This is a genomic window from Spirosoma profusum (assembly GCF_014699005.1).
In the GTDB taxonomy this organism is placed as follows: domain Bacteria; phylum Bacteroidota; class Bacteroidia; order Cytophagales; family Spirosomataceae; genus Spirosoma; species Spirosoma profusum.
This window is the reverse complement of sequence record NZ_JACWZY010000013.1, coordinates 122,206-140,586: the sequence shown is the minus strand read 5'-3', so window position 1 is coordinate 140,586 and position 18,381 is coordinate 122,206. Positions and strand designations below refer to the sequence as shown.

Here is an 18,381-nt window from a genome sequence, read left to right as displayed (position 1 = left end):
ATGACTTAACGGTAGGTTTTAGCTAATTTCTAGTTAAATCCCAGTTTTTCACGCACCCGCTGGATAGTACGTCCAGCAATTACACGGGCTTTTTCCTCGCCAGCCTGGAGTTCTGCTTCCAGCGCATCGTTGTTGATCATATAATAGTTGAAACGCTCGCGCTCCGTAGCAAACTGACTCAGAATAAGCTCATAAAAAGCTTTCTTCGCCATGCCATACCCATAATTTCCACCTTCGTATAACCGGCGCATTTCAGCGATTTGCTCATCCGACGCCAGCAGCGAATACAACTGGAACGTAATATCAGTATCTGGATTCTTAGGTTCTTCGAGGGGCGTTGAATCTGATTTAATTTTTTTTATGACTTTCCAGAGTTCGTTTTCAGGCAGAAAAATATCGATGTAGTTATTGTACGATTTACTCATCTTGGCACCATCAATGCCCGGAACGGTCATCAGACGTTCGTCGATACGTGCTTCAGGAATGACAAACACCTCGTCATTGTATTCCCGGTTGAAGGTACTGGCAATGTCGCGGGTCATTTCGATGTGCTGCCGCTGATCTTTACCAACCGGAATAATATTGGCGTCATATAACAGAATATCAGCCGCTTGCAATACGGGATACACAAATAATCCACTGTTGACACTTGCCCCCGCTCGGTCCGCTTTTTCCTTGTAAGACGTAGCATTATTAAGCATCGGAATGGGTGTAAAGCAGGTCAGATGCCAGCACAATTCGGTATGCTCGGCCACCCGCGACTGACGCCAGAATGTATTTTTCTGGGTATCTAACCCAAACGCCAGCCACGTAGCAGCCACGGCCCGCGTATACTCCCGACGTAGCGTACCGTCTTTAATTGTAGTAAGCGAATGTAAATCGGCAATAAACAGAAACGACTCGTTGTCAGGCTGTTTCGACAACTCAATAGCGGGTTTGATTGCCCCCAGAATATTCCCCAAATGCGGTCGCCCGCTCGACTGAATCCCAGTTAAAACTCTCATAAAATAGTGATGAACGATGAGTGATGAACGATGAGTGATGAACGATGAGTGATGAACGTAGTGCTATTGGCCTACTCATCGTTCATCGCTCATAACTTATATTATTTTCCCTGCGCTTCGACCACCGCAATGGCGACCATGTTGACAATTTCGCGTTCGGATGAACCGAGCTGGAGAACGTACACCGGTTTGCGAATACCGAGCAGAATAGGCCCGATGGCGTCGAATCCAGCTGCCTCACTCATTAAGTTATAGGCAATATTTGCCGCCGACAAATTGGGGAAAATAAGCGTATTGGCTCCTTCATCGACCAGTTTACTGAACGGGTGATTTTGCTGCAATAACTCTGTATTGAACGCAAGATGAGCCTGAATTTCGCCATCCACAATCATATCAGGATGTTTCCGATGCAGGATTTCAACGGCACGATTCATTTTGCCAGCGTCTTCGCCCTGTGCACTGCCAAAATTTGAATACGTAACGAGCGCGATACGTGGTTTGATGTTGAATCGCTCTACGGTACGCGCCGTTAACTCGGTAATTTCTACGATTTCTTCGGCGGTCGGATTAAAATTGACCGTCGTATCGGAGAAGAATAACGGGCCGCGTTTGGTAAGCAGAATGTACATACCCGCCACTTTCTGCACACCCTGTTCCTTCCCGATAATCTGCAAAGCTGGCCGAATGGTATCAGGATAGCTACGTGTCAGACCCGAAATAAGGGCATCCGCTTCACCTGTTTCGACCATCATCGCGCCGAAATAGTTGCGGACGTTCATGAGTTTACGCGATTCGGCCAGATTGACGCCCTTACGTTTCCGTTTCTCAAAATAAACGTCGCCAAAACGTTGCACTAAAGCTTCCTGTTCCGGCGAGCGTGGATCGAGAATTGGTACGTTGCCCAAATCGAGGCTATTCTCGCGAATAAGCTCTTGAATTTTAGCAACTTCGCCCAAAAGAATTGGCTGCGCAATTCCTTCATCACGAACCTGTTGTGCTGCTTTCAGTACCTTCAGGTTTTCGGCATCAGCAAAGACGACTCGTTTGGGACTTGCCTTCGCTTTAGTCAGAATTACCCGCGAAATCTGGTTGTCCTGACCAATACGTCGGGCCAATTGCTGCTCGTAGGCATCCCAGTCGGTAATAGGCAGTCGCGCCATACCCGACTCAATGGCCGCTTTCGCTACGGCGGGCGCTACGCTCGATAGTAATCGCGGATCTACGGGTTTGGGCAAAATGTAGGTCCGTCCGAAAAGCATATTCGATTCACCATAAGCCAGATTGACCAGATCAGGAACCGGTTTTTTCGCCAGTTCAGCCAGCGCATACGTAGCGGCCAGCTTCATGGCTTCGTTGATTTCGGTGGCCCGAACGTCCAGCGCGCCCCGGAAAATGTACGGAAAACCCAGTACGTTATTGACTTGGTTTGGATAATCGGAACGGCCCGTCGCCATGATAATGTCGGGGCGGGCGGCCATCGCATCGTCGTAGCTGATTTCGGGATTTGGATTCGCCATCGCAAACACAATGGCATCCTTCGCCATTGATTTGATAAGCGCCTGACTCACAATGTTTCCCTTCGACAAACCTACAAATACGTCGGCTCCATCGAAGGCATCGGCCAACGACCGGATGTTACGTGTCGTCGCAAAAGGTCGGGTAATTTCACTCAAATCAATACGGTCGGCGGTAAGGGGGCCGTTTACGTCGAACATCACCATGTTCTCCCGTTTCGCACCAAGTGCTACGTATTGACGGGCGCATGAAATGGCCGCAGCACCAGCTCCCAGAATTACAAACGTTACCTTATCGATCTGTTTACCAACCAGTTCAAGCGCGTTCAGCAAAGCTGCTCCACTCACGATGGCCGTTCCGTGCTGATCGTCGTGCATCACCGGAATGTTCATCTCGTGCTTGAGTCGTTCCTCAATCTCGAAACATTCGGGCGCTTTAATATCTTCGAGGTTCACGCCCCCGAAAGTCGGCTCCATGATCTTCACGGTACGGACAAACTCGTCGATATTTTTCGTATTCAACTCAATATCAAATACGTCGATGTCGGCGTAAATCTTGAACAGCAGCCCCTTTCCCTCCATGACTGGCTTGCTCGCAACGGCTCCAATATCACCCAGACCGAGCACGGCAGTCCCGTTGCTGATAACGGCTACCAGATTGCCTTTGGTGGTGTATTTGAAAGCATCGTCGGGATTGGCTTCGATAGCTAGACAGGGTTCGGCTACCCCCGGTGAGTACGCCAGCGAGAGGTCGCGCTGGGTATTATATTCTTTACTGGGAATGACTTCGAGTTTACCCGGACGCCCCTTAGCGTGGTAATCGAGAGCATCTTCGCGCCGGATGGTCTGCTGCATAAACGTAGTTGATGATGGCAGCGCGAAGGTACGAAAGTTTAAATGAGCGAAAGAGTGAATGAGCGTAAGAGCGAATAGATGGCGCAAAATATTCGCTCTTACGCTCATTCACTCTTTCGCTCATTTAAATAACGGCGCGTGAATCTGACGTAGCGTTTCGACGGGAATTTTGACCACTTCGCGGTCGTAGGTGAGCAGACCGTTGACCTCTCCTTCTACGTCGGTTGTCTGTGTATAAACTGCTGCCGAAAGGGCATTTGTTTGATAATACTCCACAATTTTGGCGTATTTTTTCTGGTAAGCTTTCAGCACTTCCTCTGCCGATTGATACGTCTGGTAACCCCAGTTTCGCATTTCAGGATTCCAGAGATGGCCCTGAACCGGCCAGCCAATTCCCCCAAATTCACCAATCACAATAACCCGATCCGACTTGGCAGCGGCAGGGCGAGGTTCTTCCTCGTAGGTATGAATGTCGTAGAAATCACCAGAGTTTCGGTCGTTCCAGCCGCTGACACCGTTTATGACGCGACTAGGGTCCATGCCTTTGACCCAGTCCGCCAGACGTTTGTTTTCGTATTGGCCCCAGCCTTCGTTATGCACCACCCACGTAACGATGCTCGGGTGATTGTGTAGCTGGTTCATCATCCGGCGCAATTCAAGTTCAAACTGCTCTTTCCCCTTCGACCGACGTATCGGTTCCGCCTGATCGCCCGGATTTTCGTTCTGCCCTTCCAGAAAACCCGACGGCATGTCCTGCCAGACCATAATTCCGAGTTTATCGCAGAGGTAATAGTAGCGTTCGGGTTCAATTTTGATGTGCTTACGTAGCATGTTGAAACCCGATTTCTTCAGGAAATCAATCTCAAACGCCATCGCTTCCTCCGATGGTGGAGTCAGCAAACCGGCCGGCCACCAGCCCTGATCGAGTGGGCCGTTCTGAAACACAAATTTGTTATTCAGCAGCAACACCGGCTGATTTGCTACTGGCCCCGGACCAATTACGATTTTACGCATGGCGAAATAACCTGTCACTACGTCGAGCGGGTTACCGTTTACGGTTGCGCTCGCATAAGCAGTTTGCTCGGCGTCGTTACGTCGGGGACGACGATTATTGGGCGTACCTTCGAAGGGATCTTTCACCGTGACCAGTTCGGTACGTATGTTATACAGAAACGGGCTGTCGGGCGTCCATAATTTGGGCGGTCCGCCGTTGCGGTTCGCTACGTTCAGATACGCCACCCGCCCCGAACGTACCAGTGCCGTCGAAATAGTTTGATTGCCATCCAGCGCCGTTATCCGAATCGCCATTGTTGGGTCCGTAACCGATTGATCGAGTAACACTTCTACTTTGATACGACCCGAATCAACCTGCGGTGTTATGCGTACTTCTTCAATATAACGCGGTTTTGGAACGGGTTCCATCCAGACCGTCTGCCAGATGCCCGAAACGGGTGTGTACCAGATACCTCTTGGACTAAGCAACTGTTTTCCACGCGGTTGTTCACCGGTTGAGGTTGGGTCTGTTACTCCCAGAACCAGTTGATTCTGACCGTCTTTCAGATAATCCGTTACGTCGAATGTGAACGCGTCGGAGCCGCCCGTATGCGACCCAACCAGTCCGCCATTGACCCACAAACTACATTCGTAATCGACGGCTCCGAAATGGAGCAAAACTCGTTGACCGTTCCAGTCGCGTGGAATTGTTACGTTCCGGCGATACCAGAGCCGCTGGTCGGGCATAAGCGATTTCGTCACTTTGGATAGTGTCGATTCTACAGCAAAGGGCACCAGAATCTGGCCCGAAAAACTCGTCGGCATGGGCGCCGTTCGGGACGTAATGGCGTATTCCCACATGCCGTTGAGGTTCTGCCATTGCTGACGTACCATTTGCGGACGTGGGTATTCGCGCCAGGCATTTTCAGGCGTAATCTGCTTCTCCCAACGGCTCATAATAGCGGCAGTACGTGGCGCAGAAGCCGTTACAGATGTAGCGGCAGTTTGTGCTAAACTGTTGATTACGACTGCCCATAGTAGTAACGTAGTAAGAAAGGAAGTTCGAAAAGTAAGCGTCATGGATCTGAAGTTTCGGTTCTGAAAATTATTGTATAGCGTTTTTGTCATGCTGAGGAACGAAGCATCTTAACGTTCCTGAACGAGCCAATTAGGGTACGTTAAGATGCTTCGTTCCTCAGCATGACAAAAAACAGTCTACTAGGGAATAGTAAGTGAATACGTAGCGCCGTTTACTGATTTGTAATTCCCCTACTCTACTTTTTCTTCCCCGGTTTCGGAAATACCTGATGCGCGCTAGCCCATTGTCTCCAGAGATCGGTCAATTGCCGCACTTTGTCGGAATTTTGGGCGGCTACGTCCTTTGTTTCGGATTTATCGTTGGCGAGGTTAAACAGTTGCCACGTAGTATCACGACTGGCCGATACCAGTTTCCAGCCGCCGGAACGGGCGTAACGAGCGCCAAAATGCTCATTGAATAGCGTTTCATGACCCGCGATCTGTTTTCCCTGAAACGAAGACATCAGACTGACGCCAGGTGTAGGCGTAATGGTGTGGCCTTTGAATGTAGCAGGATACGTAGCACCCGCTACGTCGATGAAGGTGCGCATGAAATCCATGACGTGACCTACCTGCGCACTGTAGCTACCTTTTTTTGCCCTGATGCCGGCTGGCCAGAAAGCGACCAGTGGCGTATGTACTCCACCTTCGTATGACTCAGCTTTCCAGAACATATACGGCGTATTTGCTACGTTCGCCCAGCGTTGCCCAATGGATGAATAGGTCGTTTGAGGCCCGGGCATCACTTCTTTTTTTACGTCATACTTAATGCTACGTCCATCACGTGTTTCGCTGGGTCGGTCGAAACCGGGTCCGTAGGCGGCACAGTTTTCGGAGCTGGCACCGTTGTCAGAGAGAAAGAGAATCAACGTATTATCAAGCTGACCTGATTCACGTAGCGTTTTAATGATACGTCCAATGCCCTGATCCATCCGGTCGATCATGGCAGCATGGACGGCCATCGCGTGCGCATCCCAATCTTTATCGGGATTAGACTCCCAGCTTTGCTCCGATTTGAAGCGCTCGGAAAGTTTCGTTTTGGCCGGGTCGATCAGGCCCATTTTCACCATTTTCTGATAACGCGCCTGTCGGATGGCATCCCAGCCCCCTTTGTAGGTGTCTTTGTATTTCGCAATGTCTTCCGGTAACGCATGCAGCGGCCAGTGGGGGGCCGTTTCTGCTACGTACAGAAAGAATGGAGCCGACGATTTTGCATACGATTTGATATACGCCACCGCCGTATCGTTAATGGCGTCGGTATGGTAGTAGTTTTTCGGTACGTTCGTAATGGGTTTGGCGCCACTGACCAGACTGAACGGGTCAAAGAAATCCACTACGCCCCAAATATTTCCGAAATACTTATCAAATCCGCGATTGGTTGGATATTGGTCAATTGGAGCAAAATCGCCGTAATCCTTCTGGTGATTCAACCAGGCCAGTTGTTCTTTCGGATCTTTCTGAACCGTTGTGTTCGATACGTGCCACTTCCCCGACATAGCCGTATTATAACCTGCCGTTTTTAGGACTTCGGCCAACGTAACGGTGTTTTCGGTTAGATGTCCCTGATAACCCGGCTGGTCTTCCAGATCGGTCATTTTACCAATACCCGCCTGATGATTATATAAGCCCGTCAACAAACTGGCCCGCGTTGGACAGCAGCGCGATGTATTGTAAAACTGGGTATATCGGATGCCATTATTAGCCAGATAATCAATGTTCGGCGTATGAATTTCGCCCCCGTAACAACCTAAATCCGAATAGCCCAAATCATCAGCCATGATGAGAATGATATTCGGTCGGGCCGCGTTCAGCGACGTAACAGTCGTATCTTTTGAGCCAAGCCCACTGAAAATCAGAAATACGGCTAAGGCAACTACGGAGCAAACAGAAGCAAAAAATACCTTTTTCATAACATTACGTATTCGTAATCAATCGGTTGTTTTAAAGAAATTCCACTCTTTCGAGAAATCGGCTTTCATGTTGCCTTTTGGGAATACGTAGTGCGAATTGGCCCACGTATTCCATTGCTCGTCAAGTTTTTTAAGTAGCTCAGAATGTTCGCCCGCTACGTTGTGCTGCTCAGTTCGGTCGATTTCCAGATTGTAGAGTTCCCAAGGTTTGCCAATTACACCGACAGCTTTCCAGTTACCGGTTCGAATGGCACGCATGTTTTCGTGCTCCCAATACATGTATTCGTGCTGTTGGCGGGTTCCCTTCGTGAGCACTGGTAGTAGACTTTTCCCTTCCAATGGATGAATTTTCTGTCCTTTTGCTTCGGCTGGATACGTAGCACCACTGGCTTCAATGAACGTAGGCATGATGTCGATCAGGTAGCCCGGTGCGTTTGAAATCCGGCCTTTCTGACCCGTCATTCCTTTCGGATAATGAATGATCAACGGCGTAGCAATACCGCCTTCATAGGAAACATGCTTAAATCCTTTTAACGGCGTATTCGATGCATTCGCCCATACAGCTCCGTAGGAAATGGTTCCTCCTTTGGCCGGATCATTGATATCTGTCGGTTGTCCTCCTCCTAAAATACCCCCTTCCTGACAGGCGCCATTGTCGGAAAGAAACACCAGCAACGTATTATCCAGTTTGCCAGACTTTTTCAGGTAGTCGACCAGTTTGCCGATGTTCTGATCCATGCGCGAAATTTGAGCGGCATAGACTGCCATCCGATAATCCATGTCGCGCTGCTTCGCCGTGTCCTGACCAGCCCAGGCGGGGTAAATTTCCGGCCGTGCCGATAAGCCCCATTTTTCTGATACGATTCCCTCCTTTACCTGTTTGCGAAATCGCTGTTCACGTAACGAGTCCCACCCTTGCCGGTATTTTCCCCGAAATTGCGCAATGTCTTTTTCCAGCGCATGCAGCGGCCAGTGTGGCGACGTAAAAGCCAGATACAGGAAAAATGGATCTTTGTCTTTTTGCTCGGTCAGGTACGTAACGGCATTATCGGTGAAGGCATCAGTCGTGTAAAAGGGTTGCGTTACGCGCTCAACTGGCGCATCATCGATCCAGATACCGCGCAGCTGAATGGGGTCTAGATAACTGCTGGCCCCAGCTAATAAGCCATAGAATCGGTCGAAACCTCGCTGGCGGGGGCGCAAGTCGGGGGTGGCATGACCCAGATGCCATTTGCCGGCCATGTAGGTATGATAGCCAGCCGATTTGAGCACTTCGGCCAACGTAACACAGTTCCGGTTGATTTCGCCCCGATACCCATATACGCCATAATCGTAATCGATGCGGTTGGCTGGCTCTTTGGTCATGTGACCGATACCCGCCTGATGCTGAAACAAACCGGTCATCAAACTGGCGCGGGTTGGGCAGCACCGAGCCGTATTGTAAAACTGGGTAAACCGAACCCCTTGTCTGGCCAGTTTGTCGAGGTTAGGAGTTGGAATTTCCGAACCGTAACAACCCAAATCCGAATAGCCCATATCATCGGCCATAATCAGGACGATATTCGGTCTGGCCGCGTTCGGTCTGGCCGCGTTCGGTTGGGCCACGTTTGGCTTCGTTTTCGGCTGCGCCTGTACCATCAGACACACCAACAGACTCCCAAAAAGAACAACCAGTGTTTTCATAATGAATACTGCGGGAAATGAATAATGAACAATGTAGAATGAATAATGCAATAAGCCGGATACTACCAGTTGTTCATTACGGATTTCTACAAATTATGGTATCTCATTGACCATTATTCATTTCCTTAGTAGCCCGGATTCTGCGTGCAAAGCTTGTTCGCATCGATTTCAACTTGTGGAATCGGAAACAAAGCCCGCTCAGGTTTGGCGTTGGTGATGCCGCGAGCCAGCGCCAGTGAAATAAATGTTCCCTGACGTATCAAATCTTCCCGACGTTTGCCTTCCGCGACAAACTCCCAGCCCCGCTCCCGGAAAATAGCCGTACGGAACGCTTCTTTCGTGGGTGTGTCAGTTGCGGTCAGGTTGGGGATGCCTGCTCGTGTACGTACCTGATTGATCAATGTAAAGGCTTCTGTGCTAGGGCCATTAAGTTCGTTAAGGGCTTCGGCGCGGGTTAAGAGTATATCAGCGTAACGTAGTACCGGCACGTCGGTTCCGCTGTTGTTTCCAACCGTATTGTTGTCCCAATACTTAAAACTACGGGCGTTATCACCGGTCGATAAATCCACTACCTGATCGCTACTGTTGACGTAGCTGGTGCAGATCAGTTGAAGTCGTTTATCAGCAGCCGCATACGAGCTGGTGAACGCGGTACGTAGCCGATACTGGGTCGCGAAGTTCGACATGGTCGATCTGTAGGTGTAGTTCGGAAACTGCGGACTGCTTTTGTACGAAGGTGGCAATGCGCCTGCCTGATACCAGTTGCCAAATGGGTCTTCGGTGCGGCACTGCAACACCAGCATCATTTCTTTGTTGCTAGTACCCTCATTTTCAATCCGGAACAGATTTACAAAATTTGGATTTAGTGAATAATAGTTGAAATCCATCACGGCTTTGGCAGCGTCGGCCGCTTTCTGCCACTGCTTGGTATTCAGGTAAAATTTGGCCAGAATACCATTCGCGTTGCCCTTGTTCAATCGGCCATACGCTTCTTCTTTCCCGGGGTCGGGCAAATCGGGAATGGCCTGCGTGAGTTCCATTTCGACAAACGTTTTCATCGCATCGTCTGTCGCACGGGCCAGATCGGCGGGTTGCGTCGTCGAGGTACGTAGCGGAACAGTACCAAAAAAGTTATACAAATTGGCGTATGCCTGCGCCCGAAGTGCCCGTGCTTCAGCCCGATATAGTTTTTTATTCGCGTCGGACGTAGTAACGTTGGCGATGTTTTCGATTACCCCGTTGGCGTCGCGAATGGACCGGTAATTCGGTCCCCACATATCGTCATTGAACGTACCTAGCGACGGGTCCCAGGTGAAGTTGATCAACGTAATGAGCTGCCCGTTTTCGGCTCCGCCGGTGTTGAATCCCATGTCGGTACAAACCTCGGAATCATTGATCACGTAGCGTGAGTTCGACTGGGTTTGCTCCTGCGCGTAGGCCGAAAACAGCAGCGATTTGATACCGCTTTCGGAAGTCAGTACGTTCCCCGGCGAAAACTCAGATTTTGGGGTTACCTGCAACGCTTCTTCGCAGGACGAGAGCGCCAGCAAGCGACCGGAAAGGAGAATATAATTGACGATTTTTTTCATGAATAAATAAGGTTATGCCCGACGATTTCGATACGTTCAGAACTGTAAGTTCAGACCAGCGGTAAACGTGCGGGTGAGCGGGTAGGTATTATAGTCGATACGTAAAATGTTGTCGCCGAGCGCATTGGCCGCCGGATCAGCACCTGAATACTTCGTGAACGTAGCGAGGTTCTGCCCATTGACGAAGACTGACGTCCCGCTAACGTAGCGATTGGCAGGCAGCGGCAATTTATACGACAGGCGAATGGACTGAAGCCGCAAATAGGAAGCATCTTCCACCGTTTTGTTCGTCACCTGACGTTGCCCTTGTACGTCGTTCGGCAGGAACGAAGGGTAATCATTGGTCGGGTTCGTCGGTGTCCAGCGATTCAGGTAGGGAACGGCCAGTTTGTTACGTCGGTAATCGACCGGATAATACGAATCGACCAGACTACTGTTCAGCATTTTAGCCCCGCCAGAACCTTCGAAAAACACGTCCAGAATAAGCCACTTATAGGATACGCTGGTGTTGAACCCGTAGTAAAAATCTGGCAGCGATTTACCAAGTATGACCCGGTCACTGGCGTTAATGATTTTGTTGCCGTCCAGATCGCGGTATTTCAGGTCGCCGGGACGAACGCCACTCTGCGCCTGCCCGAAATCATCACCCGTTTGCCAAACCCCATCGACCAGGTAGCCGTAGAATGAACCGATGGATTCGCCCGGTTTCAGAATGCTAACCTGCCCGATACTGCCCGGGCCAGAGCCAATCGACTGACTCACATTACCCAGACTCAGCACCTGGTTTTTCAACGTAGTGATGTTGAAACCGGCATCGACACGAAAATCTTTATTGTCGACAACGACGCCTTTCAGCGCAAATTCTAACCCCGTATTTCGCATACTGCCGACGTTCTCCGTGCGACTTCCAAAACCCGTACTGGCTGGCTGTGGAATATCATAAAGTAGATTGGATGTTTTACGATTGTAATAATCCAGACTACCTGTTAGCCGGCCGTTGAAAAAGCCAAAATCCACACCAATATCAGCCTGTACCGCCGACTCCCACTGTAAATCCGGGTTGGCGCTACGTGAGGGTTGTAATGAACTGACTTTGTTTCCATTAAATACTGCGTTACGTCCGGCTGAATACGTTGAGAAATAGAGGTAATTGGCCGTTGGCTGGTTCCCTGTTACTCCGTAGCTAGCCCGCAATTTCAACTCACTGATTACCCGATTATTTTTCAGAAAATCCTCGTCGTGAATCCGCCAGGCCACTGCCGCCGAGGGGAAATAGCCAAACCGCTTGTTTGGGCCGAAACGAGCCGAACCATCCGCCCGCATCGACGCCGTAATCAGATATTTGCCCAGAAACGCATAATTGACCCTTCCCAGAAATGACACCAGTTTATTCTCCTGCCGACCACTGCTCACGCCATTTAACGTATTGTCGCCTGTTCCCAGCGCATCGAACGTCAAATCAGGTAGCGCGAACGAACGGGAATTAGCAACCAGCGAGCTGGATGTGTAGCGTTCATACGTCGAACCAATCACCGCCGAAATCCGGTGATTTTTAAACTCTTTATTGTAGTTCAGTGTACCTTCAGCCAGATAATAGCCACGTTTCCCATCGCGTACATCGGCGTATCCGTTGTACGACAATCCCGTCAACGTAGTGGGATCAATCCAGAAATACCGTTGATTATCATTCAAATCGACGCCCACCCGAACTTTGGCTGATAACGAGGGGATTAGAAAATACTCGGCATACACATTGCCAAATGTCCGATACGTATCGCCCATGCCGTACTGACCATTGATCACAGCCAGCGGATTGTCCATCGGCGCCATCAGCGGAGAGCGGTAAAACGACCCATCGGCATTGTACGGCGGTGCAGTAGGGTCGTAGTTCTGAGCCATGTAGAGCGCACTGGCGTTGTCGTTCAGACCTACGCCGGTAGCGTTGTAATAGTCTCGCGTGTAGGCAGTTGTCAGGCTAATCCCTACGTTGTACTTCGAAGCGACACCGTTCTCTACGTTCACGCGGGCGTTGTACCGACGCGTGCCGGATTTCAGCATAATCCCATCCTGATTGAAGTAGCCCACCGACATGTAGTATTTCGTATTGCCCCCTGCCCCACTAAACGACAGGTCGTGCGACTGAATCGGCGCATCACGTAGCAACAAACTCTGCCAATCGGTATTGGCGTTGGTATCCGTCACTTTGGGGGTAGTCAGTTTTCCGAGATCGATGATTTCGTTGATGGCTTTCGTGTATTCTTCGCCCGTCATAAACCGTTGCGTATGAGCCACTTTCTGAACACCATACGTACCATTGTATTCCACTTTCAGTTTGCCATCTTTTCCTTTTTTCGTAGTGATTATGACCACCCCATTTGCGCCCCGCGACCCGTAAATAGCCGATGCCGACGCATCTTTCAAAATCTCAATCGACTCAATATCAGCCGGATTCAAACTGTTCAATGGTGTGCGATTATTTGGATTGTTGGTCGTTCCGCCCGCGCTGGCTGAACCAATCGCCGTTCCATCATTCACGGGCAATCCATCCACTACATAGAGTGGGTCATTGTTGCCGGTAATCGACGTAATACCACGAATCTGAACGCTCATCGTCGCGCCCGGTTCGCCACTTTTCTGATAAATCTGTACCCCCGGCGACCGCCCCTGTAACGTCTGTTGCAGGTTCACATTCGTGCCCCGCGTTAAATCCTGTGCTTTGAGCGACGTAACAGAACCTGTGAGATCGCTTTTACGAACGGTACCATAGCCCACAACCACCACTTCGTTCAGCGACTGGTTATTTTCTACCAATTGAACATTGATTTCAGAACGATTATTTATCCCCACTTCCTGCCCTACGTAGCCCACATAGGAAAAAACCAGTACTAATGTTGATGCACCGGCTGCCGGTTCAGGAATACTGAGTTGATAACGACCGTTGGCATCTGTCGTTGTACCGCGATTTGTACCTTTCACAACGACGCTTACTCCAGGCAATGTCGCTCCATTATCTGAGGCAGTTACAGTTCCAGTTACTGGAATATCGACTGGAACAGGGGTTACCGACGTAGTAGATTGAGAAGTTAAGCCCGTATCGAGCCTGTTATTATCGGGCAAGCGCTGCTCAGTGGGTTGCGTTGCTGGCAATTTAGCATCGTCGGTAGTGTGCGCTGGTTTCTTATTCAGAACAACCCACGTGCCCGTTTTCACCTGCTTATAACGCAGACTAAACGGCCTCAGCACCCGACTCAGCGCATTTTCCAGCGACGTACTGCCCGTCAACACATCGGCCGGAACGGTCAGATTAGCGATGGTTCGGTCTTCAAACAAAATATCGGTTTGGTATCGCGATTTGAGGTCGTTCAGTACGTCGATCAGCCGGCGAGTAGTAATGGCCGGAAGTGTTGTACGGTTCTGTTGCCGAACCATGGCCAATGTCTGGCTGCTGGCGGGGTGGAGTCCGCCCAGCAACGCGCCAGCGAGCAAAACAGGCAACGTAGTAGCATGTAAGCGTAAGAGCATATACGTAACGAGAGAAAATGTTCGAGAGTGAGCGGGTTATTCGAAAAAAGTGACGGTATTATCTTTCTGCTTATAATTGATTTCCAGCAGTTCAGCCACTACCTGAAGAAATTCATCGGCATTACGGGCCTCGAAAGAACCCGTCACGGTTCGTGTAGCTAACTCCTTGTTTTTCAGCACTACGCGCAGGTTATACGTATCGCGCAGGAGTTCGGCAATTTCCCGAACCGTAGTGTGATTAAAGACAAACCGGTGTTCGCGCCAGACCGTGCTTATTTCAGGCTGCGTCGTATGACTTTGCCGCAACTGACCTGACGGGTCCACACTCACCGCATCGCCCGGTTTCAGGCGGAGTTGGCGAACGGCTCTGGTTTTACCAGTATAATTAAGCTGGATAGCACCCTTACTCAACACCACTTTGGTGCCACCCGGCCGGTCTGATACGTTGAATTCGGTACCTAGCACCACTACGTCGACACCGCGATTGGTATGCACCACAAAACGCTGGTTTGTTGCAGTATGCTGAACCGTGAAAGCAGCTTCCCCAGTCAGCCAGACGGTCCGGCTCTTTTGGCCGAAACCAAAGCGCGGCACACGTAGCGTCGAATGCGCATTGAGCGTTACGTGTGAGCCATCCGATAACGTCAACGGGCGGGTTTCGCCGTAGGCGGTTTCGATGGTCTGGTAAAGCCAATACGTTCGGCTGGCATATAAACCGCCGAGCAAACACAGCAGTACAGCAGCCGCTACCAGCCAGCGTGGTTGCGCAAACAATGGTCGAATAATAGTGGGCTGTTGGGTTTCCGTTACGTGGTGCTGGGCATCTTCCCAGGTATCGATTCGATTGTTAAGGTTTTGGAAGGCAGTGTCTTCGTCTGCCAGATATTGCAGGTGCTGCTGTTCCCATTCATCGAGCCAGGCAACGTACTGCGTCTGATTGGCAGGTTCCCGCAGCCAGTCGGCAATCATCGTCCGCTGAAGGGCTGTCGAGCGACCCGCAAAGTGCTCAAACAGCGTATCTTTTATATTTGTCGATTTCATTTCATAACGATTTGATGCGCCGGAACCGGAAAGCTCGGCGGGGTGAAAGGTTGACCAGAAGCCAGTATCACCAACCAGCAGAATAGCCCCAGATGGAGGGTCTGACGAAGTTGCGAAAGTGCCCGACTCAAATGGGCTTCTATGGTTTTTGGCGAAATCTGAAGTTCTTCAGCGATTTCGCGATGCTTTTTACCTTCAAACCGACTCATCACAAACACACGCTGGCACTGTGGCGGCAAGGCACGTACCGTTTCTTCAATACGTTGAGCAAGCTCGGTATACTGAAGTAGTTGTTCCGGGTCGAGTGCTACGTCGGCATCGAATTGTTCCGTTTCGGTTTCGGCGAGAATGGGCTCCTGACGAAATTCCTGCCGCAGATGGGTGTAAGCCCGTTTGCGTACAGCCGCATACAGATATGCCTGATACGTAGTGGTAATGTGCAGGTGAACGTGATTTTTCCAGAAGCTGAAAAACACTTCGCTGACCAGATCTTCGGCAACGGTGCGCGAATGCACAAACCGCACCGCCTGACTGCATAAGTTTCGGTAATATCGTCGGAACAGCAGTTCGTACCCGTGTCGGGCATCTTCAACGAAAGCCTGCCGAATCAGAAATTCGGTATCGACCACGAGTGGTTCGCTTACCTGTTTTCGGAAGGGGTTGGCAGGGTCAGGTTTTTGGGGTAAATTCTCGGCCATCGGCAGACACAAACAAGTGTGTTTATTACTAAGTCCGAAGAACCCGCTTTATCCCTTAGTCAATTCGCAGATTTTTTTGATTATTTCAATCGCTCGTCAATCCGAACCAGTGTTAGCTTACATTGCTCGCTTTTATTTTAACGGGAATACTGTCGAAGCCCCAAGCGTAAGCAATAAACTGTGAATGAATTAGTTAATCGCATTATTCACGTCATTTCATTGTTCCATCGCCCCTGACGCCCGCAATTACGACGATGGACGATAGCACAACGACCAGCACGGGAATCCCCTCCCGAAAACCCAACAGGCGCAGGTCTTCGGGGATATTGAGGTAAAGCAGAATAGTTACCAAGCCCCGTGGAGCCAGCCAAAGCAAAGCCCCGGCCGTCCCCCGATACGTTAGCCGGAGCGTTACCCATCGCCAGGCCAGAATAACCATGATAAATAAGGCGCTGACAATCAGGGCGTCCGTATTGATTAAATCGCTGGGCACGGCGGCATAGCCCAGTATCAGAAAAAAGAACGTACGAACCACAAACGCGCCTTCGGCAGTCAGGTTTTTGAGTTGATCAAGTTCCTTCTCGAACAAATCGTTCTTCAGAATCTCACTCAATCGGCCCCGGATAAATAATTCGGTATTGTTCAGAAACAGGCCAAAAATCAGAATTAATAGCAGCGACGACAGGTGGTTTATTTCGGCCAGTGCATACACCAGAAACAGCACTGAAATAATGGGCAGAAATTTGATGCGGTGGTTGATGCGGCTAATCAGATAAAGCAATAAAAAGCAGCAAGCCAGCGAAATCAGCGCCATTACCAACGTATCGCGGGTAAACGACAGTACGGCCCCAAAAATTGATTCGCGGCTCAGTAGCAGAAAATTATACGCCATAATACCCAGAATACTGGCAAACGCCGATTCATAAATGGCAAAGTCTTTCTGATTATCTGACAGGTTGGAAATGCTCTGCACGGTTACTGTACTGCTGATGATGGAAAAGGGAAGTGCGGCAACCAGGCAATGGTAGAACGAATCATTCAGGAGCAGATACAGCATGGTCGCCATAATCAACGTACCACCCATCATCGAGAGCAGCGACGCCATCAACGAGCGTCGAATCAGGCTTAATCGGTCGCCGTGGAGTTCAAGATCGAGGCCCCCTTCCAGCACAATCAAAATCAGTCCGAGGGTGCCGAGAATGGGTAAAATGGCGTTGATATAGGGAAGTTGAACACCAAAATAGTCGGTTGCCTGCCGGGTGAGCATCCCCATCAGCAGCAATAACAACACCGACGGGGTTCTGAAGCGACTGCTGAACAGGTCGAACGCGTACGAAATCAATACCGACAAACTGAGAATAATAATCAGAATGGAGGAATCCATGGAGTTTGTCGGTGTATTCAGTCGTTAGTCATTAGTCGTCAGTCGATAGAGCTATATTATTGACAGACGACTAATGACTAACGACTATTTTTTAGCATAATAATACAGATTTGTCGACGAGGCATTAGCGCGCTCACTAATGGTAAAATAGCCTTTTCCGTCTTTGTCGAAACAAACGGCTTCGCCCTGCGGCTCGACCCGATACGGCAAAAGGCGGCTAGTGCCTTTTTGCAGGGCATCGGCAACGGATTGGCCAGCTTCGCGTTTCCAGTATCTGATTTCGGTGTAGGAACGCACTATAATTTCACTCCCATCGGGCGAAATAGCGGCTCCCGTTACAAAAGTCATAGGTATTTCTCCCCAGGCCGTGGCGGTGGCTACTTCGTTGATATTCTGTGGATAAGGAAGGCTGTAGAGATGCACGTTCTCCTCCCGTTTCGAGATAATATAAATGTCTTTCGTCTGTGGATCAACAAACATGGCTTCGGCATCGCGAGCGCCATCCGGGTACTTAAAGTTAATCCGCTCGGCGTCGGTGATGGCGGTTTGCAACGTAGCAGGTTCAGACATGCGGTAAATCTGACAGAGCACATTCTGCCCCAGGTTATCGCCGATTTCGCCAATATAGATGTAGTTCGTACCGTCTTTCGGCCCCGGCCCAATGGCCATTTCTTCCCAGTCGCGGTTATCGAATCTTGGGATCTTAATCGTACCCTTTACCTTACCGTCATGCCCCAGCAGTGACAATTCAGCCGGACTACCACTATCCTGATTAATCCAGAGATTTCCTGGCATACTCCAGCTATCGGCCATCCCCGACGCTTCATCAACCGAACCAGCAGCAACGGCGGTAACTGTGGGGTCCGCAAACTCCACCGAATTAACCCCAACATTCGTTAGCTTACATGAGGCCAGTACCAGACCATAAACCAGCAAAACAAAATAACGCATTTACAATTCCAGTTGATTCAGTTGTCAAAGTAACGAATTGATAGGCATATAATGATGGATAGCTTTGGAAGAAAGCTATTAATCGGCGATTTTCTGTGCATTAGATTTTACTCAGGCAGGAAACCACAGAATGACCAATGCCTAAACGTAGCAGATTTTA

General features: G+C 50.0%; 11 protein-coding genes. All 11 read right to left on the bottom strand.

The window, feature by feature from the left end:
• Nucleotides 1-29 precede the first annotated feature (29 nt).
• Entirely contained in the window at nucleotides 30-1,004 is a 975-nt protein-coding gene (trpS, locus tag IC229_RS16575) for a tryptophan--tRNA ligase (protein ID WP_190888116.1), read from the bottom strand.
• 101 nt (nucleotides 1,005-1,105) lie between these two features.
• Nucleotides 1,106-3,373: an NADP-dependent malic enzyme gene (locus IC229_RS16570; RefSeq protein ID WP_190888115.1), complete on the bottom strand. Its 2,268-nt coding sequence runs from the start codon at nucleotides 3,371-3,373 to the stop codon at nucleotides 1,106-1,108.
• Between the two features lie 120 nt (nucleotides 3,374-3,493).
• The gene (locus tag IC229_RS16565) at nucleotides 3,494-5,446 is read right to left on the bottom strand and encodes a glycoside hydrolase family 2 protein (RefSeq protein WP_223834027.1); all 1,953 of its coding nucleotides are present in this window, start codon (nucleotides 5,444-5,446) and stop codon (nucleotides 3,494-3,496) included.
• Nucleotides 5,447-5,640: 194 nt separating this feature from the next.
• Complete coding sequence (locus IC229_RS16560) at nucleotides 5,641-7,353, bottom strand: arylsulfatase (RefSeq protein ID WP_190888114.1); 1,713 nt, start codon at nucleotides 7,351-7,353, stop codon at nucleotides 5,641-5,643.
• Nucleotides 7,354-7,371: 18 nt separating this feature from the next.
• Nucleotides 7,372-9,036, bottom strand: a complete 1,665-nt coding sequence (locus IC229_RS16555) for an arylsulfatase (RefSeq protein ID WP_190888113.1) — start codon at nucleotides 9,034-9,036, stop codon at nucleotides 7,372-7,374.
• Between the two features lie 125 nt (nucleotides 9,037-9,161).
• Nucleotides 9,162-10,625, bottom strand: a complete 1,464-nt coding sequence (locus tag IC229_RS16550) for a RagB/SusD family nutrient uptake outer membrane protein (protein ID WP_190888112.1) — start codon at nucleotides 10,623-10,625, stop codon at nucleotides 9,162-9,164.
• Between the two features lie 36 nt (nucleotides 10,626-10,661).
• Nucleotides 10,662-14,147 (bottom strand): SusC/RagA family TonB-linked outer membrane protein, encoded by a 3,486-nt coding sequence (locus tag IC229_RS16545; protein ID WP_223834026.1) that lies wholly within the window; start codon nucleotides 14,145-14,147, stop codon nucleotides 10,662-10,664.
• Between the two features lie 36 nt (nucleotides 14,148-14,183).
• A complete protein-coding gene (locus IC229_RS16540; protein WP_190888111.1) occupies nucleotides 14,184-15,188 on the bottom strand; it encodes a FecR family protein in 1,005 nt (334 codons plus the stop codon).
• Complete coding sequence (locus tag IC229_RS16535) at nucleotides 15,185-15,886, bottom strand: RNA polymerase sigma-70 factor (protein ID WP_190888110.1); 702 nt, start codon at nucleotides 15,884-15,886, stop codon at nucleotides 15,185-15,187. The genes IC229_RS16540 and IC229_RS16535 overlap by 4 nt, the downstream gene beginning before the upstream one ends.
• A 211-nt stretch (nucleotides 15,887-16,097) precedes the next feature.
• Nucleotides 16,098-17,270, bottom strand: a complete 1,173-nt coding sequence (locus tag IC229_RS16530) for a cation:proton antiporter domain-containing protein (protein ID WP_190888109.1) — start codon at nucleotides 17,268-17,270, stop codon at nucleotides 16,098-16,100.
• Between the two features lie 84 nt (nucleotides 17,271-17,354).
• Entirely contained in the window at nucleotides 17,355-18,221 is an 867-nt protein-coding gene (locus IC229_RS16525) for a PE-PGRS family protein (protein ID WP_190888108.1), read from the bottom strand.
• Nucleotides 18,222-18,381: the final 160 nt, after the last annotated feature.

Excerpts from the sequence above, each read along its gene's own strand:
- trpS (WP_190888116.1), bottom strand. The coding sequence starts at position 1,004 with ATGAGAGTTTTAACTGGGATTCAGTCGAGCGGGCGACCGCATTTGGGG.
- IC229_RS16570 (WP_190888115.1), bottom strand. The coding sequence starts at position 3,373 with ATGCAGCAGACCATCCGGCGCGAAGATGCTCTCGATTACCACGCTAAG.
- IC229_RS16565 (WP_223834027.1), bottom strand. The coding sequence starts at position 5,446 with ATGACGCTTACTTTTCGAACTTCCTTTCTTACTACGTTACTACTATGG.
- IC229_RS16560 (WP_190888114.1), bottom strand. The coding sequence starts at position 7,353 with ATGAAAAAGGTATTTTTTGCTTCTGTTTGCTCCGTAGTTGCCTTAGCC.
- IC229_RS16555 (WP_190888113.1), bottom strand. The coding sequence starts at position 9,036 with ATGAAAACACTGGTTGTTCTTTTTGGGAGTCTGTTGGTGTGTCTGATG.
- IC229_RS16550 (WP_190888112.1), bottom strand. The coding sequence starts at position 10,625 with ATGAAAAAAATCGTCAATTATATTCTCCTTTCCGGTCGCTTGCTGGCG.
- IC229_RS16545 (WP_223834026.1), bottom strand. The coding sequence starts at position 14,147 with ATGCTCTTACGCTTACATGCTACTACGTTGCCTGTTTTGCTCGCTGGC.
- IC229_RS16540 (WP_190888111.1), bottom strand. The coding sequence starts at position 15,188 with ATGAAATCGACAAATATAAAAGATACGCTGTTTGAGCACTTTGCGGGT.
- IC229_RS16535 (WP_190888110.1), bottom strand. The coding sequence starts at position 15,886 with ATGGCCGAGAATTTACCCCAAAAACCTGACCCTGCCAACCCCTTCCGA.
- IC229_RS16530 (WP_190888109.1), bottom strand. The coding sequence starts at position 17,270 with ATGGATTCCTCCATTCTGATTATTATTCTCAGTTTGTCGGTATTGATT.
- IC229_RS16525 (WP_190888108.1), bottom strand. The coding sequence starts at position 18,221 with ATGCGTTATTTTGTTTTGCTGGTTTATGGTCTGGTACTGGCCTCATGT.